Genomic DNA, 24,699 nt, shown 5'->3' with positions numbered 1-24,699 from the left:
GGGGTAAACCGTTTAAAATTAGATATATGAAAGAATCAATTGTAAAAGTAGAAAATTTATCTCATCGTTATAGTATTCAATGGGCCGTGCGGGATATTAACTTTGAAATCACCCGGCACGGGATTTATGGCTTGCTGGGTTCGAACGGGGCCGGGAAGTCGACCACCATGAATATTATTTGTGGCGTGTTGAAACAGACTGAAGGGAATGTCTATATCAAGGGTGTGGATTTGCGCACGCATCCCGTGGAAGCGAAAAAACATATCGGTTTTTTACCCCAGAAACCACCCTTGCACATGGACTTGACCGTGGAAGAATATCTGGTTCATTGTGCGAATATGCGTCTGATGCCTTCCGGTGAGGTGGATCGGGCGGTACGGGATGTCATGGGACGTTGCGGCATATCACATTTCAGCCGACGTCTGATTCGTAACCTGTCCGGGGGCTACCAGCAGCGATTGGGTATAGCCCAAGCTATTATTCATAACCCGGCCTTCGTGGTGCTGGATGAACCGACCAACGGACTCGACCCGAATCAGATTGTAGAAATCCGGGAATTGATCAAGGAGATTGCGGAAGACCGGACGGTCATTCTTTCCACGCATATATTGTCGGAGGTGCAAGCTACTTGCGATTATATCCGGATGATCGAGGAGGGAAAGTTGGTTTTCGAAGGGACGGTCGACGAGTTCGATAATTATATCCTTCCGACCACGTTGTTTGTTTCTTTGATTGCCGCACCTTCTGCCGAAGAAATTAAATTGATTCCGGGTGTAGTGGATGCTGTTGAACTGGGTGGCTCAAAATACCGGGTACATTTTTCGGATGCTCTTGAGGCGACCGAGCGTTTGGTTGAAGCCAGCGTGACCAAGGGATGGCGTTTGACGGAAATCCGGTTGGAGAGAAGTTCGCTGGATACGATTTTTGCCGAATTATCGAAAAAGTAATTTATAAATAATGATGAGATGAAGACAATATATAAAATAGCCCGTACGGAATTACAAACCCTATTTTACTCCCCGGTGGCTTGGTTAATTTTAATCGTGTTCACTTTTCAGGCGAGTATGGTGTTTTCAAATACCATGGGTGGCCAGGTACGAAGTCAATCGTTAGGCTATGGGCTTTATAATGCAACTATGGCCGTTTTTGGCGGCTGGAATGGTTTGTTTACGGCCATGCAACAATATCTTTACCTGTACATTCCCCTGTTGACCATGGGATTAATGAGCCGGGAACTGAGCAGTGGGTCGATCAAGTTACTTTATTCCTCTCCGGTGACGAATACGCAGATTATCTTGGGTAAATACCTTTCGGTGATGGTCTACGGGTTGGTGCTAATCGCGATATTATCCGTGTTCATGCTGTTTAGTGCGATCGCTATTTATGAAGCGGATATTCCCGCTGTCCTTGCCGGGCTGTTGGGGCTTTATTTGTTGATATGTGCTTATGCGGCGATCGGGTTGTTCATGTCGAGTATTACCTCTTATCAAGTGGTGGCGGCTATGGGTACTTTGGCCGTGTTGGCCGTGTTGAATTTTGTCGGGGGAATGTGGCAGGATGTTGATTTTGTACGGGATATCACTTACTGGCTAGCGATTAACGGCCGGGCGGATGAGTTTATCAACGGATTGATATGTAGCGAGGACGTGCTTTATTTTGTTATCGTGGTCGCCCTTTTTCTTTTCCTTTCGATCCTCCGGTTGCAAGCCCGGCGACAGAAATCTACGTGGATGGCCACGACGAGCAAATACATAGGAGTCATCGTGATAGCTATGCTATTGGGATATTTTACATCCCGACCGAAGCTGATGTGTTATTATGATGCGACGAATACGAAGTTGAGGACGTTGACTCCTAATAGTCAGAATATTGTCGGCCAGATGGATGGCGGTTTGACGATCACGACATTCGTGAATATTCTTGAAGAGAATTATTGGAGCGGTTTGCCCCGTAATCGGAATAATGATCTGCGACATTTTAAACGTTACCTGAGATTCAAACCTGAGATCAAGATGAAGTACGTGTACTATTACGATAAGGCGAAGAATCCGGATTTGGATAAGGCTTATCCGAATCTTTCCGATCGGGAACGGATGCTGAAGCGAACCGAAATATGGGATTTGGATTCCAATATGTTTTTACGTCCCGAGGAGGTGAAGAAGCTGGTAGATCTGGAGCCGGAAGGAAATCGTTTCGTGCGTTTGTTGGAGCGGGAGAACGGGGAGAAGACGTTTTTGAGGATATATGATGATATGCAGCGTTTCCCCTTTGAGACGGAAATTTCTGCAGCGTTTAAACGTCTCGTGATGGAACTGCCATTAGTGGGCTTCGTGAAGGGACACGGAGAGCGGGATTGTATCCGGGAAGGAGATCGGGATTATAACCGTTTCGCGCAGGATAAGCCTTTCCGCTATTCCTTGATTAACCAAGGATTCGATTTCACGGAGGTCACGTTGGATAAACCCGTGCCTGAGAATGTGGACATTATTGTTATTGCCGATATGAGGTCTGCCTTAACGGGGGAAGAACAGAAGAATCTGGATGATTATATCGCCCGGGGAGGAAACATGGTTATTGCCGGAGAACCTCGTCGACAGGAAGTCATGAACCCGATCGTCGAATCACTGGGGGTACGTTTTATGCCGGGAAGGTTGGTGAAGCAGAGCGACAATTTCCAGCCGGACTTTATCATTGCCCGTCCCACGAAAGAGGCCGATAGTATCGCTTATGCGTTTGGCGTGATGTATCGTCGAGAGTACGTGGCCACGATGCCGGGATGTACGGGATTGGAATATTCCGCGGATAAGGGTTTTGCGATTACCCCTCTTTTCGTGAGCGACACGGTGGGAAGTTGGAACGAGGTGGAGACTACCGATTTTGTCGATGATACCGTGCGGTTTAATCCGGCGGCGGGAGAAGTGGAACGTTCCTATCCCACGGCATTGGCTTTATCCCGAAAGATCGGGGATAAGGAACAGCGTATCGTGGTCTTCGGGGATGCCGACTGTCTGAGTAACGGCGAGATCAGTATTGGTCGAAAAGATGTGCCGGCAGCAAACTATTCCCTGATCTCCGGTTCTTTCTTCTGGTTATCCCACGAGGAAGTTCCTGTTGATGTTCGCCGTCCGACACCTCCGGATAAAAAAGTCCGCGTAAGTATGGGATGGATGAATTTCTGGAAAATCATCTTGATGGGAGTTTGGCCCGCCTCGTTGGCATTCTGGGCTATCTTTATCTGGATCAGGCGAAGAGGACGTTAAACCAGTCTCGATCGTTAGAAGATAATAGTGTTTGTCTTTTTGTGTGAGTTTTCTTACTAAAAGGGTTATTTCATGTCTCGTGGAATAGCCCTTTTTATTTTGTTGTAGGCTCAAAATTGTTAATTCCGTCGAAAAGTAATGATATATTCCTGTGAAACCCTACTTTTGTCAAAGGCAATAAATTGTTATGGGTGTTAAGGATAATGGAAAAATCGGCGTGACTAAAAGTTTTTATCAAGAGATGTTTTTAACATACCACAAACCGTTGTGTGTATTCGTGATGAAGATGGTGTCACCCGAAGAGGCAGAGGATATCGTGGACAATGTTTTTATGGCCATGTGGGAGAAACAACTCCGGTTTAACGATTCAAATCATTTGAAAGCATTTTTGTTCAGGGCCGTTTATAATCAGGCGATCACTCTCGTGAATCATAAAAAATACGTGAATCGTACGATGCGAGAGATGCCCAGAGAGGAGTGGGACGAGGATAATTATTTGAGAAATCGGATTGAGACCGAAGTTTATATGGAAGTCGTGCAGGCTGTAGAACAACTACCGGAACGTTGTCGCGAAGTGTTTAAATTGAGTTATGTGGATGGTTTAAAAGTATCGGAAGTTGCCCGGAAGTTATCTATATCCGAAGATACGGTAAAAACACAGCGATTGAAAGCTCGAAAGCAATTGCAGGAAATATTGAAAGATTTATATCCTTTGTGTTGGTTTATTTTCATGCTGGGAAGGTAGGAATTGCATATTTTATTCTTCTTGACATCACCCGTTTCCGAAAGTCGTTAGTTTTATATATAGAAACGGAAGAATAATTAGGTATGGAAGAAAAAACGGTAAAACATATATCCTCTCTTTTCTTGAAACAATTTACCGGAGAAATATCTGAAGAGGAGCGAAAAGAACTCGATGCGTGGGTCCAAAAAAATCCGGAGAATCAGGCTTGGTTCGAACAAAAGAACGAGTTGAATTTTGTTGTGGATGACCACAGGAATAGCTCGCTTGTAAAAGATTCGGAGGAGGCTTGGGTGGAACTGGAGAGAAAAATGGATAAAAAGTCCCGGAGTTATCGTCGCCGGATAATACGTTATTCATCAGTGGCCGCTGCGATTGTAATTGTTGCCTTGTGTTCGATTCTTTTTATGTTGAAAGAACAAGAGAATGTATCTGGGGAAACTCCCAAAGATGTACATAAATCTGCTTTAATTTCTCTACTTGTAGACGGGCAGCGTGATTCTGTCCGATTGAATATAGACAAAAATATCCACATAGAATTGGCTGGGGTACGGAATGAGGCCAACACGTTGATATATGATACGGAAAAAGGGGAGGGGAATGAGATCGAGTATCATACTTTGTACGTGGGAAAGGGCGGTGAATATAAAGTGATATTACCGGACGGAAGTGTCGTGTGGCTGAATTCCGAATCATCGTTAAGATACCCGACCCGCTTTTCCGGTAAACGGCGAGAAGTGGAATTGCAAGGCCAGGGATTTTTTGAGGTAGAGCGTGATGAGCAAATGCCTTTTGAAGTAAAAAGTGGCGATTTGCGAGTTGAGGTGCTTGGAACCTCATTCGATATAATGAACTATGCAAATGAAAAACAGGCACGAGTGACTTTAGCTTCCGGGAAATTGCGTGTTGGAAACGGGGAGCGTGCCATGGTTATCGTTCCTGATCAGCAGGTTGAAATCGAGAATCGGGAATTGCACGTACGGCAAGTGGATGTACGTTATTATACTTCATGGATGGGGGATTTATTCCTGTTTGACGAGGAGCCATTGGATAGGGTGGTGCGTAAATTAGCACGTTGGTATGATCGTGATTTTAAATTTGAGGATTCAACATTAGTAAAGACTCGTTTTTCCGGAGCTCTTCCTAAATATGATGATATCTCGAAAGCGTTCGAGCTTTTGGAAATGACAACTAAAGTGAAATTTATTATCCAAGAGGATGTGATTTTGATCGTAAGGAGAGAATAATTAATAGAGTAACTAAATCGGCGTGAAATTACGAAATGAGCGGTATGTCTATGCAAAATTTAATTACAAACCTAAAATGATGACAAAAATGAACATGATGTGATGTCTTCTATAGGATATTAGAAGACCGGAGATGCGCCTCCGGTCATGCTAAAATCGCTCATCACCAGGTGATGAACTATAGACCTTTCAAAAGTATAGAAAATAAATTGAATAACCAGCATCTTGATTGTATGTGTATCGTTTTTTACGATATACAGGGAGTTATTTACCTCAAATGATATGGTAAATGTATAAAACCAATAATAATGAAAAAGAATAAGAAGAATGTAGTTAGGCTACTTCCCGTACTTTTATTCATGTTTGCTTTCTCGTTGACGGGGTGGGCACAGGATTATCCGCAGAAGAAAATAGACGTGGAATACAAGGGATGGGAAATGAAAGAGATATTAAAGGATTTGACTCAAAAGATAGGAGTTGATTTTTTATATAATCTGGATGAAATCAAACAAATAAAGCCCCAGACCTTTGAGATGAAACAAGTGACCGTGAAACAAGTCTTGGATCGTTGTTTCGGGGGGACGATGTTAGGGTATAAATATAAAGATGGAGTGATTGTCGTTACACTTCGGGAAACTCCTTCTCCTGTGAAAATGATAAAACTTACGGGGAAAGTGACTTTGGCTAAGAATGAACCCTTGGTTGGGGCTACCGTGAGCGTGAAGGGAACGACCTTGGGTGTCGCGACCGATATGGACGGTAATTATGTGTTGAACGTGCCGGAGACTAAAGGTATGGTTATCGTGGTTTCGTTTGTCGGAATGAAGACACAGGAGGTCGGTATATTGCCGAACAAGACGGTGTATGACGTGCATTTGGAAGAAGATGAGGTACAAATGGATGATGTCGTCGTGACGGGATACGCGAATATTAATCGTTCCAGTTTTACCGGAAATGCCGTGACTGTGAAAAAAGATGAATTATTAAAAGTGGCATCCCGGAATTTGATCACGGTATTACAGACATTTGATCCTTCTTTGCGTGTTCAGGAAAATAATGAATGGGGATCGGATCCCAATGCTTTACCCGAGTTCTACATCCGGGGGCGTTCCGGTATCGGAGTGAAAGATCTGGATCGTAACGATTTGTCAAAGGCTTCTTTGCAAGGAAATCCGAATTTACCGATTTTTATCATGGATGGGTTCGAGATATCCGTGGAAAAGGTGTACGATTTTGATATGAATCGGATCGAGTCAATTACCATATTAAAAGATGCGGCGGCCACGGCCATGTATGGTTCACGTGCCGCGAACGGGGTAATCGTGATCACGACCGTTGCTCCCAAACCGGGAGAAATCCGCTTCTCGTATAATTTTACGGGAGGAATAACGGCTCCTGATTTGTCAGATTATAACCTGATGAATGCAAGAGAGAAATTAGAAGCAGAGAAATTATCCGGTTATTATGATTCTGAAAATACCTCGACACAATTGGTAAAAGAGAGAGAGTATCAAGACAAGTTATATAACGTGCAGCGTGGGGTAGATACTTACTGGTTGTCCAAGCCTTTGCGAACGGTGTTCACGCATCAGCATAGTTTATACTTGGAAGGCGGATCTCAGGATTTGCGTTTTGGCGTGGATATGAAATACGATGACCAGGGAGGAGTGATGAAGGAGTCCGGACGAAAGAGAATGGGAGCTGGGTTTGCTTTGGACTATCGACTGAAGAGTCTGCAAATAAAGAACTATATTTCGTATAACGTTGTCAAATCGGACGAATCTCCTTATGGTAGTTTCCGGGATTATACCAAAAAACTGCCTTATGACGAGTATAAGGATGAATTCGGGAATTACCTGAAATCGACTAAATCGTGGCACGACGGAATGAATACAAGCGATTTGTTGAATCCCTTGTACGAGGCAACCTTGCGTTCTTATAACCGGAGTTCTTATCGGGAGTTGATTGACAATGTGAGTGTGAATTGGTATGTTCTTACCGGTTTACAACTGAAAGGAGAGTTCAGTATTACCAAGAAAGATAATAAAACAGATGTTTTCACTGATCCGAGATCCACGAAATATGATTTCGTAACGGACTTTAAAAAAGGGGAATTGACCCAGACTAGAGGTGAAAGTGTGAATTGGAATTTAAATGCCACGATACTGTATAATCGGATGTTCGGTAAACACGGGATTAATGCCACGGTTGGCTTGAACATGATGGATAATTATTCTTCCAGTAAATCCGAGGCCTATCGGGGATTTCCGTCGGAGGATATGAGTGAAACAACGTATGCTTATGAAATCACGGGTAAACCTAGCGAGACGGAAGCTTCTTCCCGGTTATGCGGATTCCTGGGATTGCTAAATTACACGTATGATTATATCTACCTGATGGATCTCTCTTGCCGCTTGGATGGGTCATCCGAGTTTGGTGTCGATAAAAAATTTGCCCCCTTCTGGTCTACCGGATTAGGGGTGAACGTGCATAATTATGCTTTTATGAAAGAGCATGTTCCTTATATCGAAGTTTTGAAGATCAGAGGGTCATATGGACAGACAGGAAAAGTGAATTTCCCGGCTTATTCGGCTCTGACGACGTACGATATTTATACTCAGGATTGGTATTCTACCGGGTATGGGGCTATTATCCGGTATCTGGGAAACCGTAATTTGAAGTGGGAAAAGACGAACACGTGGGATGTAGGGTTTGATTTCGCCAGTTTCCGAGGTGCGTTGGATATTAAATTCTCTTATTATAACAAGAAAACTGTTGATTTGGTGACGGATGTGTCTCTTCCGAGTTCTTCCGGTTTCAACTCTTACAAAGATAATATGGGCGAAGTGGTAAATCGGGGAATAGAGATAAACGTGAAGAGCATGATCGTGAATCGTCCCGACTTCCTATTGTCCGTGTTTGCTAATCTGGCTCATAATAAAAACGAGATTTTGAAAATCACGGATGAATTGGCCGCCTATAATGAGAAAGTGAATGACTATTTCAATGAAAAAGTGACGGATCGGGATTATTCGAAAGTTATCACGAAGTATGAGCCCGGTGGGTCATTGACTTCTATTTTCGGGATGCGATCCATGGGAATTGACCCGGCCAATGGTAACGAGCTTTATTTGAAACGGAACGGGACGGCTACTTATGATTGGGACCCAGCAGAAATGGTGATTATCGGGAATTCTGAGCCTGACGTGCAAGGTTCTTTCGGGTTGAACGTGACCTACAAGAATTTTTCTCTTTACACCTCCTTCCTTTACGAGTTCGGGGGACAACGATATAATTATACATTGGTAAACGAGGTTGAAAATGCCGATGTGTATAATTATAACGTGGATAAACGGGTCATGAGTGCCCGGTGGCAGAAATTGGGTGATGTAACCCCTTTGAAGAATATAAAAGATCGGGATGTTACGACACGGGCTACTTCTCGTTTCGTGCAAGATTATAACGTGTTATCGTTAAATACGTTGACTTTGGGATATGATTTCAAGCAGGAAATGATTCGGAAATGGGGGTTCAGTATGTTGCGTTTACAGTTTAACATGACAGATGTGGCTCGTTTCTCAACAGTGAAACAGGAACGTGGGCTGTCCTATCCGTTTGCCCGAACCTTCAACGTGACATTGAACGCGAGTTTTTAACGTGATAAATAAATAATGTATGAAAGTATATAGAAATTGTTTAGTGCTATTGGTTGTTATCATGACCAGTGCATGTAGCGATTGGTTGACCGTGAATCCCAAGAATCAGAAGCAGGAGGATGATCTTTTCTCCACGGGAACGGGTTACCGAACCGCGTTGAACGGAATTTACCAGCAATTGTCTGAAGGTACCGTGTACGGGAGAGAGATGACTTGGGGATTTATGAGTGTTATCGGTCAGAATTACGAATGGGATGGATTGAGATCAACCGCCTACAAAGATGCTGGGGCATACGAGTATGGGACTGCCGGTTGTTCGGGAATTATTGATGCGATCTGGTCCAAAGCCTATAATTCGATAGCGAATTGCAATAATTTAATACAACGGGTTGAAGAGGTGAACGAAGATATTTTTGATTACAAATATATCGAGAAAAATATGATTGCCGGGGAAGCCTATGCTTTGCGGGGAATGATTCATTTCGATCTGCTACGTCTGTTTGCTCCGGCTCCGGTGCAAGACGATCACACGTCACATTTAGCTTATATCCAAACCTATCCCACGATTGTAGGAGAAAAGAAAAATATTCAGGATTATTTAAATCTGGTTATCAATGATTTGAAAAAGGGAAAAGAGTTATTGGCAACGGTGGATACGATAGAGCCTTGCCTTACAGGCATTAAGACTCCTTGGTATAGAATGGAGCCGGGGAGTTACGTGGGGTGTCCGGATATGTTTTTCTCGTATCGGGGAACCCGGATGAATTATTATACGATAACGGCATTATTGGCCCGTGTATACCAGTATGCACAGAAACCGGAGTTAGCTTTGGAGGAGGCGAGAGAAATATTGAATAGCGGGTACTTTAATTTCACTCCCGTGGATAATATTTCTATGGATAACGTGGATTCCAGAGATCAGAAAACGCATGTGGACCTGATATTCTCTCTTTACAACAACAAGATGAATGAATTGTGTAAAGATTATTATGCTTCAGGCTTGAGTGGTTTCATGGAAATCAAGGAGCTGGACGGGCTTTTTGCCGGGGATGCGGATGACTACCGGAAAGCTTATCTGGTGGTTAGTACTACTACCGGTCAGCGTGTATCAATCAAATGGCGGGAAAGTGCTAATACTTCAGTTTTTAACGTGCAAAACCCATTGATCCCGATGATCCGTTTGAGCGAGATTTACTATATTGCCGGAGAGTGTATTTTTGATCAGGATCGGGAGCAGGCTATTGATTGGCTGGATGAGGCTCGTTTGGGACGGGGATGTAAAGCTCGTTTACCAAGAGATTTGACGAAGGAGGAATATATTGAACGGATTATAAAAGATGCCCGGCGGGAATACTTGGCCGAAGGACAGTTGTTTTTCCTGTATAAACGCTTGAATCATCCGGTAATTGACGGGTCCCATACGATAGAATTGGGAGAGAAGTTTACATTACCCATTCCGGCGAGTGATGTCGTTACGTTTTAACTTTAAAATATCGTACTCATGAAAAATATTATAGGTGTATTTCTGTTATTGATGTTCGCTTCTTGCAGCACGGAAGGATTTAAAACTTATGACGGAGGGAATTTCCTTTCTTTCTCTAAAAATTTTGATCAGGATAGCACGATGGTTTCCTTCTTTTTTCATCCGGGAGAAACGGAGTTAATAATTCCCTTACAGGTCGATTTATCCGGGTTGCCGTTAAGCGAGGCAAAAGAATACCGGGTTGTGGTTGTATCCGAGGAAACGACGGTTCATGTGGCTAATTATAAATTGGAGGGGCCGTTCAAGTTTGGGGTAAACCGGGATACAGATTCCCTGTACGTGAAAGTGATAAAAAGTGATGATTTAGATACGAAAAAATTGAACCTTGTGATCGAGATTCTGGAAAACGAGAATTTCACGCCGGGGGTCAGCTCTCATGGTAAAGCTAAAATCGTGTTGACGAATATCGCCAGCAAACCGGATTGGTGGGATTCAAAAATTGAAAAAGCGTACTTGGGTAAATATTCCGACAAGAAGTTTCAGTTATTTATTCAAGTGACTGGCGTGACGGATCTAACGGGTAGGGGTGCGAGCGAGATTACGGCGTGGGCTCTGGCCTTGAAGTATTATCTACAAAAACATATTGATGCGGGTAATCCACCGATCTATGACGAGGATAATAATGAAGTAATGAAAGTTCCGGTAATTGGTTAATCAAGAATAAGATGTATATGAAATCAATAAAAATACTATTGGTAGCAGTGCTTCCTTTTATCTTGGGGAGATGTTACGAGGACAAAGGTTCTTACGATTATAAACAGATGAGCGATCCGCAAGTTTCCGGATTGGAGTATACTTACTACGTGGGTTTAGGCGAAACGATAAAAATAAATCCGACAGTGACTTATCCCGGCGGGAACAAGCCGGTTGTCAGTTACGAGTGGAATGTCAACGGACAAATCATATCCACGGATAGCGTGTTGTTGATAGAACAATATGCGGGGAGTGTGGGAAGCGTGCTTTGTAGTTTTAACGTGGTCAATGAGGTTGAAGGCGTGAAGTATATGACACCATTCCAGTTGAAAGTTACTCCTACCTATGGTACGGGGTGGTTGATTCTGGCGAATCGGGACGGGAAATCGGAATTATCTTGTATCCGTTTTAAAAACGAGACCGAGGATGGAGAAACGAAAGTTGTTTATGAAGAATTCCCGAACGTGTACGAGGAGAATACCGGAGAGAGTTTGGGACAGGAGCCGTTGAAAATGGTGGAACATTGGTGTTTTGACTATACTCGGATGGGACAGATATTAGTGATAAATAAGAAAAGTGATTGCGTCGAATTGGATGGCAGTTCTTTGTCTAAAGTCGTAACGGTGAAACAAGAATTTATAGATGAAAAATATCCTAAAGACTTTAAAGTTACAGATGCTTTGTATGTTTTTGATAATAGTTATTTAGTGACGGAGAACGGACATGTTTATAGTCGTAAAAATGAAGATGTACAGAATTTTCAAACTGGACGTTACAGTCAGGAACCTGTTTACGTGCAGGATAGTTTAAGTGTGACCCGTGTGGTGCCGTCTCTTTTCCAAAGCACGTATCACGTGTTAATGTATGATGGATACAATCGTCGATTCCTTTGGGTGAATGCTTTTTCTTCCTACCAGCCGGGCAAGATCTCTCCGGTGTCTTATACGGGGTATAAACCCGGATTTACACCATTGGATAACCTGGGGGATAAGGATTTGGTCTATTGTGGATATTACGTTTCATCGGAGTTTGCAACATCCGGTTATATTACGATTTTGAAATCTGATGCCGGGAAGTATTATATTCAGGATTTCCAACTTTATGCCTATATGATGGTTCGAGTGAATGATATTTATGAGAAGGAGTTCGTGGGAGGATCATTATTAAAGGCGGATAGCAAGATTGTCGCTCTTCCTAAACGTAATTATTTGTTTTTCACATCGGATGATAAATTATATTATTATGATCGGTTGACAGGATTGAATCCCACGGAATATGCCGGTTTTGAGGGAGTGAAAATAAAATCCATTTATTATAATAAGGATAATACTCAAATTGCAGTCGGTTTGGAGAATGGTAAATTTAATATTTATGACATAACGGATTCGAGTCTGGCGAAAAAGGAACCCGTTCTTGTTTATGAAGCAAAGAATAATTATGGAGAGATTGTCGATGTGATGTATAAGTATGGTAGTTTAATGAATTATATGTATTAGACGTGTATGTGTGGTTTGGGACCGTGTGAGATTTTTACACGGTCCCTGTTTATTTTTTCTCGAATGTGTTTATCGAGTAAAATCTGGATACTCTTCTCTTTGTTTTCTCCTCGTATGTTTGAGCAAAATTATTTTTACAGAGTAAGCAGGTAAAGCAAAACATGAGGAATAAGAATTCTCTCATCACCGATATAGAATTTGTTTACATAGGAATAATATATTTTACAATGTGTGTTATATTATTTGTAAATTAAATAATTTTCGAAGAGTACCCCTCCGGCAAACGCTAATATTCGCTATATTTACAGCCTTGTTTATTGTGTAATGTGTTATATGTTGTAAAAGTGTTTATTATGTTATTACGCGGATGTTTAATTATCTTGTTGTTAGGCGTGCAATTCGCTTTTGGACAGCAAAAGCCTAACCCAGATTGGGTAAATCAAAAGTTTTCAATGTTCATTCACTGGGGATTATACTCGGAATTGGGCGGGGTATGGAAAGGAGAGCCGGTTCGTTCGGGATATAGCGAGCAGATACAATCTTTTGCCCGGATACCGAAAGCGGAATACGAGGCAGTTGCCAAAAAGTTTGATCCGGAAAAATGGAATGCTGATTCGGTCGTGGCCTTGGCCAAGGCTGCAGGGATGAAATCAATCGTGTTCACGTCGAAACACCATGATGGATTTTGCATGTATCACTCCAAATACACGAAATATAATATCGTGGATGCCACTCCTTTCAAGCGTGACGTGATGAAGGAATTGTCGGATGCTTGTCAGCGCCAAGGCGTGAAGTTTGCCGTTTACTACTCCTTGATTGATTGGAATTTCCCCGGAAACGGGATCACTCCTCATAATGCGGATGCGATTTCTAAGGAGCATCATGCTTTCAGCATGCATCAGGTTGAGGAAATCATGACCAATTACGGCCCGATTTCCGAGATTTGGTTTGACATGGGGTCGTTGAGCGGGCAGCAGAGTAAAGAGTTGTATGATCTCGTGAATCGTTTGCAACCGCGGTGCATGGTGAGCGGGCGTTTGGGGAATGACCGGGGTGATTTTGCCGTGATGGGAGATAACGCTTACCCGGATTATAAAATCGGGGTACCTTGGCAGACTCCGGCTTCATTCTTTGACGAAACTTGGAGTTATCGTTCATGGCAGGAGCGGGGAGATTTGAATCATAAAATTGACGAGAAACTGCATAGCTTGATTAAAGTCGTAAGCCGGGGAGGAAATTTCTTGTTGAACATCGGACCGAGAGGGAATGGTTCCGTTGTCGAGTTCGAACGGGATGCGCTGTTAGCCATGGGCAAATGGATGAATCGTTACGGCGAGGCAATTTACAATACCACGGCAAACCCTTTTGATCACGCGGTGGCGTGGGGTGACATCACCCGTAAGGGCAATAACCTTTATTTGTTCGTCGAACAAGTGCCTGAAAATCGGGATGTCATTTTAAATGGTTTGATCGGTAAAGCCAAAAAAGCAACCCTCTTGGCGGATGGTAAAAAACTGGATCTGAAACAGGAAGGGCAAACCGTGTCCGTGAATATTCCTGCTGACGTGAAACCCGAGCGGGGAATCGTTGTCGTGAAACTGGAATTTGCCGATAATTTCCGGGTTGTACCCGACCAGATTTTGGAAACCAGTGTGTTGACGGCTGATAATGCGACTCCCGTTTACGCTTATTCAAGCATGGACTATTATTCTAGTTTCCGGAGTACGGTAGGTTTTAGCTGGCATTTCAATAAAACGGCAAAGACCGTAACGCCCTCGGTCGTTTACATGGCCGGAGACCGGGATAAAGAGATTCGTCTGGAACTTGACGGCAAGGTGGAGAATGTGAAATTAGCGGGAGGAGATGTTCAGAAATTGAATAATGATCCGGCTGCTGTTACCTGGGGAAATGTGTACAAGTATACAATCGCGGGTGAGCGTTTTAACGGTAATAGCGTTGGTGTGAAAAACGATAATTGGAGTTTGCAAAATGACTTAAAAGTGGGTAAGACCGTGAAAATTCCTACCGAAGAGAAAGAATCGGTCTACTTATTGCATGAAATAAAAAGCAGTCGGGAACAGGATGTCCTGGTAGAATTGGGAGTTGCTGACGGGATACAAGTTACGTTGAATGGCGAGACGGTTTTACTCCGTACTTACGTGGGAGGTATTCCAAGAGTGAACGAGACGGTTAAATTGCATTTGCAAAAGGGTGATAACCAGTTGGTAGTGAAGTTACATAATCGTTACGGGTCAGACGTGACCTATCTGGTGAACCCGAACGTGAAACAAGAAGAGTATAAACTTCGTTTGAAACCTATGAAGCTCTATCCGGGACAAATCCATGATTGCAGCCTAGGAATGGCTCATCCCGCTAACAAGAATAGCGATGTCGGATTACGGGATTTGCGGGTAGAGATTGAATGATAAATATATAATAGTATGAAAAAAAGATTACGTAAGAAATTACATAAAGGGGAATACCAGGAATTGGGATTTTCTTTTGATGCCAAATTCAAGGCCGACACCGATATGAAGCTGGTGGAAGAGTGGTTGCAGGAGTTTGCCGTTTTGTTACATGCCCATGATCTGGAAATGGGAGGAGGCTGGAATTCTGATGTTTGCGGGGGATTTATCACTCGCCAGCGGGGCAGCGTGACGGTCGAGGAACAAAATATTGTAAAGAAATGGCTGTCCGAACACGACCAACATCTTGATAATATCACAGTTGGCGAGTTAAAAGACGCTTGGTACGGGTGGTAAAAATAACCCGATCAGTTTTTATTTCTTTGTAAAATATTATACTTTTGTTGTCGCAAGGGCTGGTAACACAGCCCTTCGTTTATACCGGCACTTGACTTTATAAATTTTAAGAACCGGAGGTTCAACCTGATGAACTTTATGAACTAAAACGGTGCGGCGAGAAGACTAGAAAACTGATTATATGAAAACAAGAATTTATTTACCTTTTATTGCGTTAGCGCTAATGGCTACAAGTTGCAATAGTAAAAAAGAGGCCGCGCAGAAAGGCGGGATTCAAATTGCGAATCTGGACCAGACTGCAAATCCTCGGAATGATTTTTATCAATATGCCTGTGGTGGTTGGATGAAAGCTAACCCGTTGACAGACGAGTATTCACGTTTCGGTTCATTCGATCAACTGGCAGAGAATAACCGTTCACAGATCAAGAGTCTGATCGAGGACCTGGCTCACCAGCAATCCCAACCGGGAAGCGTGGCCCAGAAAGTGGGCGATCTCTACAATATCGCTATGGACAGCGCCAAGTTGAACGCTGACGGAGTGGCCCCGATCAAGGGTTATCTGGAGAAAATCGAGGCTCTTGACAATCGGGCAGTTTTGTCGAAATGTGTTGCCGGGATGCACCGCGACGGGTTCGGGCCTTTCTTCGGGTTGTACGTGGGAGCCGATGATATGAACAGCTCCATGAACATGGCGCAGTTGTACCAAGGAGGGTTGAGCCTGGGCGAACGTGAATATTATCTGGATAATGATGACCGCACGAAAGAGATTCGTGCAAAATTCGAAGAGCACGTAGTCAAGATGTTCCAACTTGCCGGGTTTACCGAGGAGGAAGCACGAAAAGCAGCGACTGATGTGATGAAAGTGGAAACCCGTCTGGCCGAGACGACTAAATCGGCCGTGGAATTACGTGACCCACATGCTAACTATAACAAGATCACCGTGGCCCAGTTGAAAAAAGAGGTTCCGGGTATAAACTGGGATGCTTATTTCACAACCATCGGGTTAAAGGACTTGCAGGAAGTAAACGTGGGACAAATGGCCGAGATCAAGACGGTAGCCGATTTGTTGACCAAAGAAAACATGGACGTGTTGAAATCCTACTTGCAATGGAACGTGATCAATACCGCTTCCTCTTACTTGAGTGATGATTTCGTGGCTCAAAACTTTGATTTCTATGGAAAGACACTTTCCGGAACGAAAGAGATGCAACCCCGTTGGAAACGTGCCGTGAGTTCCGTGAACGGTGTGTTGGGTGAAGCTGTCGGTCAGATGTATACCGACAAATATTTCCCGGCAGCCGCCAAAGAACGTATGGTGAAGTTGGTATCCAACCTGCAGAAAGCACTTGGCGAGCGGATTCAGGGATTGGAATGGATGAGTGCCGAAACGAAAGCGAAAGCTCTGGAGAAACTGGCTGCCTTCCACGTGAAGATCGGTTACCCCGACAAATGGAAAGACTATTCCAGCTTGGAGATCAAGAATGATTCTTACTGGGAGAATATCGTTCGTTCCAATCATTTTGATTACGATAAGATGATCGCTAAAGCCGGAAAACCGGTGGATAAGGATGAATGGTTGATGACTCCTCAAACTGTGAATGCTTATTATAACCCAACAACGAACGAAATCTGCTTCCCGGCAGGTATCCTTCAATACCCGTTCTTCGATATGAATGCTGATGACGCTTGTAATTACGGGGCTATCGGTGTTGTTATCGGTCACGAGATGACTCACGGGTTTGATGATCAAGGTCGTCAATACGACAAGGACGGGAACCTGAAAGACTGGTGGACAGCTGAAGATGCCAAGAATTTCCAGGAGCGTGCCCAGGTGTTAGTGGATTATTTCAGTAACATCCAAGTGTTGCCTGATTTGAAAGCTAACGGGGAATTGACCTTGGGTGAGAATATCGCGGATCATGGCGGTTTGCAGGTGGCTTATCAGGCGTTGCAGAAAGCGATGGCCGAGAACCCGCTTGGGAATGACGAGAACGGTTTTACCCCAGCTCAACGGTTCTTCCTGTCATATGCTAACGTGTGGGCCGGGAATGTGCGTGACGAGCAAATTCGTTTGCAAACGAAGTCAGACCCTCACTCTTTAGGGCGTTGGCGTGTGAATGCCGCCCTGCCTCACATCGGGATGTGGTATGAAGCGTTTGACGTGAAAGAGGGTGATGCCTTGTATTTGCCTGTTGAACAAAGAGCTTCTATCTGGTAACAGATTGTACTTTTAATGATATAATACCCCGGATCGGCATCGCTGATCCGGGGTATTTGTTTGTGAATATGAAGAGCTATACAGGGTGTAGGCCGTTGAGCAATTGTTGATTACATGAATATTTACATGAGATTTCCTATTGAAATGAATAAGGATTTAATCATGTGTTCTTGATTAATACCTATACAGTAGCGTTAATAATCTTTTAGATGACTTTTAATAACATTGTATAAACCTTATTATAATAGGGTTCGTATAGGGTTTATATAGGGTTCGTATAAGGTTCATGCAACTAGTGAATAGGTAGTCATAAAGAATTAATCAAGAATACATTATTGATCAGTCATGTATCGGTAGATGTTATCTGATTGTGAATTGTTAGATGTGATATTTTAATTATCAATGTTTTAGCCTGCATGTGTTCCTGCCTTCAAGGGATATTAGTGTCATTTTGTTAAATGACTTGTCGGAAATTCCGCTATAAACGAGGAATATGAGCGATAGCGATTTGCTTTTAACCAAAAAATAATTTATATTTGCTTGATACTAAAAATAAAAGGGTTATGGATATTGTTAAACGCGATCATTTTATTGCTCTTTGGAAAAAATATTTCAACGACGCAGAACTTCCGGTAGCATTTTATTATTCTACGGAAAATAATAATGCGACTATCGTGAAAAAAGCCGTGGGACATACTTGTATTATAGCACAACTCGGACGGGTAAGGAAAGGAGAGGCTCTTTGCTTCCTCCCTGATTCTGTGGGATGTGGCGGGGGTAAATACTATTTGGGGTTCAATAAAAGTATGCGGGAAGGGTTCGAGTATTTCTTGTCTCATGGAGAGAACGAACCTCGTTGTGAACGCTACAAGCGTACGCCGGAACAGGTGAACGCGTTGTTAAAGACTTTGCCCGTGCTTCCAAGGAAGGGCGATTGTCTGGTGTTCAAGCGTTGGGATATGTTGACGGAACAGGATAAACCGGAGGCCGTGTTTTTCTTTGGCACGCCGGATGTGATTTCCGGGCTTTTCACGTTGGCCGGGTTTGATAGTGCCAAGCAGGAAGCGGTGATTTCTCCTTTCGGGGCGGGATGCACGTCGATTATTTATTATCCTTACCGGGAGCAGATCGAGGGAACGAAGAGGGCCGTGCTTGGTATGTTTGACCCGTCCGCCCGTTTGTGTATCCCGAATAATTTATTGTCTTTTGCCGTGCCGATCTCGAAATTCATGGAGATGATCGATCAGATGGAGGAGAGTTTCCTGATAACTGATACTTGGCGGATGATTCAAAAGCGTATCTGATGGATGCGAAACGCTTGGTCAGGTCGTGTGTCTCGTTTTACGGGATGTTCGCGGCCTCGGCTCTTGCCGTGTCGTTTGTGTGCGGGTTGATTATGTTCATGTACCGCATGAAAACGCCGGCCGTGATCGCGGTGATCGTGGTAGTCACGTTTTGGTTTAAGATTGCCGCGATGGTGTTCCTAGGATTTGCCATGAAACGGAAATCGTGGCGTTTCTTTTATTATTACAAGAATATAGGCGTGTCCCTCCGGTGGCTTTGGGGAATATCGTTGGTGTTTGATTTTCTGACGTATGTCGCCTGTTTGTTTATCGCTTACCAGTTGAAATGATGCATACTCTTGATATAAGTAATCTTCGTTTGGAATACGGGTTCAATCGAGTCCTATGGGATACCTGTCTGCATTGCGAGACGGGGAAGGTCGTCGGAATTCTTGGCCGGAACGGGGGAGGAAAAAGTTGTCTCATGCGGGTGATTTACGGGGAGTTGATGTTGAAGGACCAGTACGTGGCTATTGATAGGAAGGCTTTGTTAACGAGAGAGCGTCGGCCGGAGGATATGCGTTATCTTCTGCAGCAGAGTTTTGTTCCTTTGGGATTGTCAGTGAGGCGGGTGTTTGATGATTTCGGGGTGGATTTTAATGAATTTGTTACTGATTTCCCGGAGTTCGGGAATGATGCACGGAAACGGATGAAAGCGTTTTCAACGGGTGAACGAAGGATTATAGAGGTGTACGTGGTGCTGGTGGCGGACTCGAAGTTCTGTTTGTTGGACGAGCCTTTTTCTTTCATGATGCCTTTGCACGTGCAGAAAATGAAAGAGGTGATCTGGCGGGAAAAGGCTCGGAAAGGGATCGTGATTACCGATCATTATTTCGAGGACGTGATTGATATCAGTGACGAGTTATTCGTGTTGAAAGGCGGGAAGACTTGGCCGGTGAGTGATCGTGGGGATCTAGAATTATTGGAATATATAAAGAAAACAGATGAAATTCAGTATTGATGAACAGACGTCGAGCGACTTGGAGTTGTTCGAGCAGGCTTGGGACGGGACGAGTGTTTTTTCTTATTTTGATTTCGCTTGCTCGGACGGGGGGAAGGCGTGTATGAGGAGGATGTTCGAGTCCCCGCTGGTAGACGCGAGGCAAATTCGGGAACGGGTGGATGCGATGATTTACCTGGGGCAATTACCTTTCTTTCTGGATATCCGGCGGGAAGAATTGAATTTTATCGAGATTTATTTACAGCAGGATGCCGTGCCTAAACGGAATGTGTTGCATTTGACGAGCCGGGCGGTGAAAGGGTGGTTGAACCCGGATAACGATTGTTTTCTGCGGCAACGGGCGGTTCCTTATCTCGGACGGTTGATTCATGAACTGGGTACTTTCATGAACGAGTTGCCGATGGGGAGTATCCCGAAAATGGTGAAGGATTTGCAACAGGAGGTAAAGAAGGTTCTCGCTCGTGAAGGGATGCAGTATTTGACGAACCAGAAGAAGGATTCTTTTTGGTCTAGGGAGAATCTGGATCTTTATTTCCGGGGCGAGGAGTTGGGAGGGGTGCGTGTCGTGCTGGATACGTTGTACATGCTGGATGCTTTACGAACGGTCGGGACGATCGCGAAGGAGCAGGGGTTGACGTTCCCGCTTTTCTCGGGAGAAAGACGGATGGTAAGGATTGAGGGATTGTATCACTTGTTTTTGAAGGAGCCGGTGAGGAATGACGTGTTGCTGGACGGTCAGCGGCATTTGTGTTTCCTGACGGGGCCGAATATGGCGGGAAAATCGACGTACATGAAAGCGTTTGGCGTGGCGGTGTACTTGGCTCATTGCGGATTCCCGGTGCCCGCGAGCCGGATGGAGTTATCGCCGTTCCGGGGATTGTTTACCACGATTAATTTGTCGGATAACCTGTCGCTGGGGTATAGCCATTATTATAACGAGGTGGCGCGGGTGAAGTATGTCGTGGAACAGGTGCGGGATTTGGAGGATGTGGTGGTCGTGTTTGACGAGTTGTTCCGGGGGACTAACGTGAAAGATGCTTTTGATGCTTCCCGTGCCGTGGTGGGAGCTTTGGCCCGTTTGAAGCAAGGGGTGTTCATGATATCCTCGCATATCGTGGAGGTTGCGGGAACGCTGGAAAAGGAGGATTCGGTGGATTTCCGTTTTTTCGATATCCGGATGGAGAATGATGAGCCTCGTTACACGTATCACTTGCGGGAAGGGGTTTCCGAGGAGCGTATCGGGATGTATATTTTGAGAAAGGCGGGAGTGGTGGATTTGATCGAGTCGCTAAAATAGCGTGTGGAGCGGAGAGGTGTTGGGTCGAATTGCAGAAAAAAAGCATTAATTAATTGAAGATTGTTTGTTATCATTAGAAATATTGTTATTTTTGCATTTGTAAAATGTTTCTTCGGGGCAGGGTGCAACTCCCTACCGGCGGTTAAAGTCCGCGACTCCCTTTCGAGGGACTGATTCAGTGAAATTCTGAGACCGACGGTTAAAGTCCGGATGATAGAAGAGATGTTTAGTTGTAATTTGATATTATATTAATACAATATAAATCTATGCCCCGAATGTGTATGCATTCGGGGCATTTTTAGTTTAAAGGAGGTTACGCGAATGGTAAGACAGGAAGATATCGAGTACATGCGACGAGCGATAGAGCTTGCCGAACGGGGAGTCGGGTTCACGAATCCGAATCCGGTCGTGGGTGCCGTGATCGTGAAAAGTGGTAAGGTGATCGGGGAAGGTTGGCACGAACGATACGGGGAGTGGCATGCGGAAAGGAATGCTTTTAAAAGTTGCATGAGGAATACCCGGGGAGCAACGATGTACGTGACCCTGGAGCCTTGCTGTCATCACGGGAAGACACCGCCTTGCACGGAGGCAATTATTGAACACGAGATTGCCCGGGTCGTGATTGGGATGGAAGATCCGAATCCGTTGGTCGGGGGGAAAGGTATTGCTTCGCTGAGAGCAGCCGGAATCGAGGTGGAGTGTGGCGTGGAGGAGGAGGCTTTGCGGGAACAGAATCGGGTGTTCTTGAAATATATAACGACGAAGCGTCCCTGGGTGGCGATGAAGACGGCGATGACGTTGGACGGGAAGATTGCTACCCGCACGGGTGATTCGAAATGGATCACGGGAACGGAAGCCCGGGCTTACGTGCATGAATTGCGCCATCGTTTCATGGCGGTACTGGTTGGTATCGGTACGGCCGTGGCGGATAATCCGTTGTTGAATTGTCGGATTGAGGGGCGTGGGGTGAGACAACCGATTCGTGTTGTCGTGGATAGCAATGCCCGGTTAGCCTTGAAGAGTCAACTCGTGAGGACTGCCCGCGAGTACCGAACGATTGTGGCTTGTACCCGTTTTGCCGACGAGGGGAAGGTGAAGGCCTTGCAGGATGTGGGCGTCGAGGTTTGGGTATGTGAGGAACGGGAAGGACTCGTGAGCGTGGATGATTTGTTGGCACGGTTGGGACAGGCCGGGATAGACTCGGTTCTTCTGGAAGGTGGCGGTAGTTTGAATTATTCGTTTTTAGCGGGAGGTTTCGTGGATGAAGTTTATGCTTTTATCGCTCCGACGATCGTGGGAGGTATGAATGCCAAGACCCCGGTTGAGGGCATGGGAGTTGAGAAAATGGCGGATGCTATTGATCTTGAACTTGTGAATGTTCTGAACATGGGAGAGGATGTGCTTTTAAAGTTAAAAACTAAAAGATAATGGATTTTGTGATTTAAAAATGGGGACTTTGAGCGGGGAAATCTAAAATCTAAAATCATAAATCTAAAATTGGTATGTTTACAGGAATAATAGAAGAAATAGGAACCGTGAAAGGGGTGAAACGAGGGAACCGGAGTGTCGTGCTAGAGGTGCAGGCGAAAAAGGTGTTGGAGGATTTAAAGGTGGGGGACAGTATTGCCACGAACGGGGTTTGCCTGACCGTGACTTCTTTTACCGGTAGTGTTTTTTGTGCTGACGTGATGCCGGAGACGATGCAACGTAGTAATTTAGGAGAACTGCGGGCGGGTGATCGGGTGAATCTGGAACGGGCGCTTACTTTGAACGGTCGTTTGGGAGGACATATCGTGTCGGGTCATATTGACGGTACCGGGAAAATCGTGGGGCGAGAGAAAGACGAGAATGCGATTTGGATATCTGTGGCCACGTCTGGCGAGTTATTGCGCTATATCGTGGACAAGGGATCGATCACGATAGACGGGATAAGTCTTACTGTCGTGTCCGTGAATGACGCGGGTTTTACGGTTTCGATTATTCCCCACACGCAGGACGAGACCACGTTGGTGAAGAAGAAGATCGGGGATACGGTGAATCTGGAAAATGATGTTATCGCGAAGTACGTGGAGAAGTTGATGCGTCCGGCCGAACCTTCGGAGCCGAAAGGAGGAATGACATTGGATTTTCTGCTGGCGAACGGGTTTTAAAGGCTAAAGACGAACAAGTTATTGTTTGGTGATGTTTTGAGAAATTTAGAAAATTATAATAAGGTATATCATGGAAGAATTTAAGTTTAGTACGATTGAAGAGGCTGTTGCGGATTTAAGAGCTGGTAAGATGATTATTGCAGTCGATGATCCGGATCGGGAGAACGAGGGGGATTTGATTTGTGCGGCCGAGTTTGCAACGTTGGAAAACGTGAATTTCATGGCTTCTTATGCCAAAGGATTAATTTGTATGCCGATGAGTAAAGCCCTGACGAAAAAGTTAGGTTTGGAGCAAATGGTGACCACGAATACGGATAATCATTGCACGGCATTCACGGTGTCAATTGACCACGTGGACACGACTACCGGAATTTCTGCCTTGGAACGGTCGGTTACGGCCATGAAGTCCGTAGAGGATAACGCCAAGCCGGAGGATTTCCGTCGTCCGGGGCACATGTTCCCGTTGGAAGCGAAGAAAGGCGGGGTATTGGAACGTATGGGGCACACGGAGGCAACGGTGGATTTGATGCGGATTGCAGGTTTGAAGGAGTGCGGGTTGTGTTGCGAGATTATGCGGGAGGACGGTACGATGATGCGTACCCCGGAATTGAAGGAGTTTGCGAAAAAGCATGGTATGAAGATGATTACCGTGTCGGATCTGATTACTTATCGTAGACGGACGGAGATACTGGTGGAACGAGTAACGGAAGCAGATATGCCTACTAAATATGGTGATTTCAAAGCGTATGGTTATGTGAACAAGATTAATGGGGAGCATCATATCGCTTTGGTGAAAGGAGATATCACGGATGGAGAGCCGGTGTTATGCCGGGTGCATTCGGAATGTTTGACGGGTGACGTGTTCGGGTCTTTGCGTTGTGATTGCGGTGATCAGTTGGCCGAGGCGATGCGTAGAATCGGGGAGAGAGGTCGCGGCGTGTTGTTGTACATGCGCCAGGAGGGGAGAGGTATCGGTTTGATTAATAAATTGAAAGCTTATCATTTGCAGGATGAGGGGATGGATACCGTGGAGGCAAATATTGCACTCGGTTTTAAAGCCGATTTGCGTGAATACGGTACCGGAGCCGAAATTTTGGCAGATTTGGGCGTGAAGAAGATGGTTTTGATGACGAATAATCCGTTGAAGATTAACGGACTGATGGGATACGGTATAGAGATTGTGGGACGTGAGCCTATCGAGATGACGTGTAACGAGAAAAATGAGTTCTACATGTACACGAAGTACAAGAAAATGGGACACATGATTCACGTGCGTCAACAGGATGAGATCAATAAATTGAAAGAAGAATTGGAAAACAAATAATAAAATT

18 protein-coding genes and 1 riboswitch are annotated in these 24,699 nt (G+C 44.6%); all 18 genes read left to right on the top strand.

The genetic code is table 11. The features are described from left to right. Window positions 1–26 precede the first annotated feature (26 nt). The 18 genes from DWW52_RS17430 to DWW52_RS17345 all read left to right on the top strand — a co-directional run bounded on the left by DWW52_RS17430 (window position 27) and on the right by DWW52_RS17345 (window position 24,692). Window positions 27–947: an ABC transporter ATP-binding protein gene (locus DWW52_RS17430; RefSeq protein WP_118716772.1), complete on the top strand. Its 921-nt coding sequence runs from the start codon at window positions 27–29 to the stop codon at window positions 945–947. Window positions 948–965: 18 nt separating this feature from the next. Next, on the top strand, window positions 966–3,260 hold the full coding sequence (locus tag DWW52_RS17425; protein WP_118716770.1) for a Gldg family protein: 2,295 nt from the start codon (window positions 966–968) through the stop codon (window positions 3,258–3,260). A gap of 187 nt (window positions 3,261–3,447) precedes the next feature. Continuing rightward, the gene (locus DWW52_RS17420) at window positions 3,448–4,005 is read left to right on the top strand and encodes an RNA polymerase sigma factor (protein WP_118716768.1); all 558 of its coding nucleotides are present in this window, start codon (window positions 3,448–3,450) and stop codon (window positions 4,003–4,005) included. 83 nt (window positions 4,006–4,088) lie between these two features. Then, entirely contained in the window at window positions 4,089–5,249 is a 1,161-nt protein-coding gene (locus tag DWW52_RS17415; RefSeq protein ID WP_118716766.1) for a FecR family protein, read from the top strand. Window positions 5,250–5,557: 308 nt separating this feature from the next. Further along, entirely contained in the window at window positions 5,558–8,905 is a 3,348-nt protein-coding gene (locus DWW52_RS17410; RefSeq protein WP_118716764.1) for a SusC/RagA family TonB-linked outer membrane protein, read from the top strand. A 19-nt stretch (window positions 8,906–8,924) separates the two neighbouring features. Beyond that, a complete protein-coding gene (locus DWW52_RS17405) occupies window positions 8,925–10,388 on the top strand; it encodes a RagB/SusD family nutrient uptake outer membrane protein (RefSeq protein WP_118716762.1) in 1,464 nt (487 codons plus the stop codon). Window positions 10,389–10,406: 18 nt separating this feature from the next. Continuing rightward, window positions 10,407–11,102 (top strand): DUF4843 domain-containing protein, encoded by a 696-nt coding sequence (locus DWW52_RS17400; RefSeq protein WP_118716760.1) that lies wholly within the window; start codon window positions 10,407–10,409, stop codon window positions 11,100–11,102. A 17-nt stretch (window positions 11,103–11,119) separates the two neighbouring features. After that, a complete protein-coding gene (locus DWW52_RS17395) occupies window positions 11,120–12,637 on the top strand; it encodes a PKD-like family lipoprotein (RefSeq protein ID WP_158582652.1) in 1,518 nt (505 codons plus the stop codon). A gap of 353 nt (window positions 12,638–12,990) precedes the next feature. After that, window positions 12,991–15,063, top strand: a complete 2,073-nt coding sequence (locus DWW52_RS17390; protein ID WP_118716756.1) for an alpha-L-fucosidase — start codon at window positions 12,991–12,993, stop codon at window positions 15,061–15,063. A gap of 15 nt (window positions 15,064–15,078) precedes the next feature. After that, window positions 15,079–15,399, top strand: coding sequence for a 50S ribosome-binding protein YggL (locus DWW52_RS17385; RefSeq protein ID WP_118716754.1), 321 nt, complete (start codon window positions 15,079–15,081; stop codon window positions 15,397–15,399). Between the two features lie 181 nt (window positions 15,400–15,580). Next, a complete protein-coding gene (locus DWW52_RS17380) occupies window positions 15,581–17,617 on the top strand; it encodes a M13 family metallopeptidase (RefSeq protein WP_118716752.1) in 2,037 nt (678 codons plus the stop codon). A gap of 563 nt (window positions 17,618–18,180) precedes the next feature. Continuing rightward, a complete protein-coding gene (locus tag DWW52_RS17375) occupies window positions 18,181–18,921 on the top strand; it encodes a DUF169 domain-containing protein (RefSeq protein WP_118716750.1) in 741 nt (246 codons plus the stop codon). Beyond that, window positions 18,921–19,250: a hypothetical protein gene (locus DWW52_RS17370; protein ID WP_118716748.1), complete on the top strand. Its 330-nt coding sequence runs from the start codon at window positions 18,921–18,923 to the stop codon at window positions 19,248–19,250. Before DWW52_RS17375 ends, DWW52_RS17370 begins: the two co-directional genes overlap by 1 nt. Then, complete coding sequence (locus DWW52_RS17365) at window positions 19,247–19,921, top strand: ATP-binding cassette domain-containing protein (protein ID WP_118716746.1); 675 nt, start codon at window positions 19,247–19,249, stop codon at window positions 19,919–19,921. The genes DWW52_RS17370 and DWW52_RS17365 overlap by 4 nt, the downstream gene beginning before the upstream one ends. Then, on the top strand, window positions 19,905–21,218 hold the full coding sequence (locus DWW52_RS17360) for a hypothetical protein (RefSeq protein ID WP_118716744.1): 1,314 nt from the start codon (window positions 19,905–19,907) through the stop codon (window positions 21,216–21,218). The genes DWW52_RS17365 and DWW52_RS17360 overlap by 17 nt, the downstream gene beginning before the upstream one ends. Before the next feature lie 104 nt (window positions 21,219–21,322). Further along, window positions 21,323–21,444, top strand: a riboswitch (FMN riboswitch). Window positions 21,445–21,539: 95 nt separating this feature from the next. Next, window positions 21,540–22,646 (top strand): bifunctional diaminohydroxyphosphoribosylaminopyrimidine deaminase/5-amino-6-(5-phosphoribosylamino)uracil reductase RibD, encoded by a 1,107-nt coding sequence (ribD, locus tag DWW52_RS17355; protein WP_118716742.1) that lies wholly within the window; start codon window positions 21,540–21,542, stop codon window positions 22,644–22,646. 74 nt (window positions 22,647–22,720) lie between these two features. After that, window positions 22,721–23,368 carry a riboflavin synthase gene (gene ribE, locus DWW52_RS17350; RefSeq protein ID WP_118716740.1) on the top strand — a complete coding sequence of 216 codons (648 nt, stop codon included), beginning with the start codon at window positions 22,721–22,723 and terminating at the stop codon, window positions 23,366–23,368. Window positions 23,369–23,438: 70 nt separating this feature from the next. Further along, window positions 23,439–24,692 carry a bifunctional 3,4-dihydroxy-2-butanone-4-phosphate synthase/GTP cyclohydrolase II gene (locus DWW52_RS17345; protein WP_118716738.1) on the top strand — a complete coding sequence of 418 codons (1,254 nt, stop codon included), beginning with the start codon at window positions 23,439–23,441 and terminating at the stop codon, window positions 24,690–24,692. Window positions 24,693–24,699 lie beyond the last annotated feature (7 nt).

Source organism: Odoribacter sp. AF15-53 (assembly GCF_003479425.1).
Classification (GTDB): Bacteria; Bacteroidota; Bacteroidia; order Bacteroidales; family Marinifilaceae; genus Butyricimonas.
Note: the sequence above shows the minus strand (reverse complement) of the source record. Positions and strands in the feature narration are given on the sequence as shown.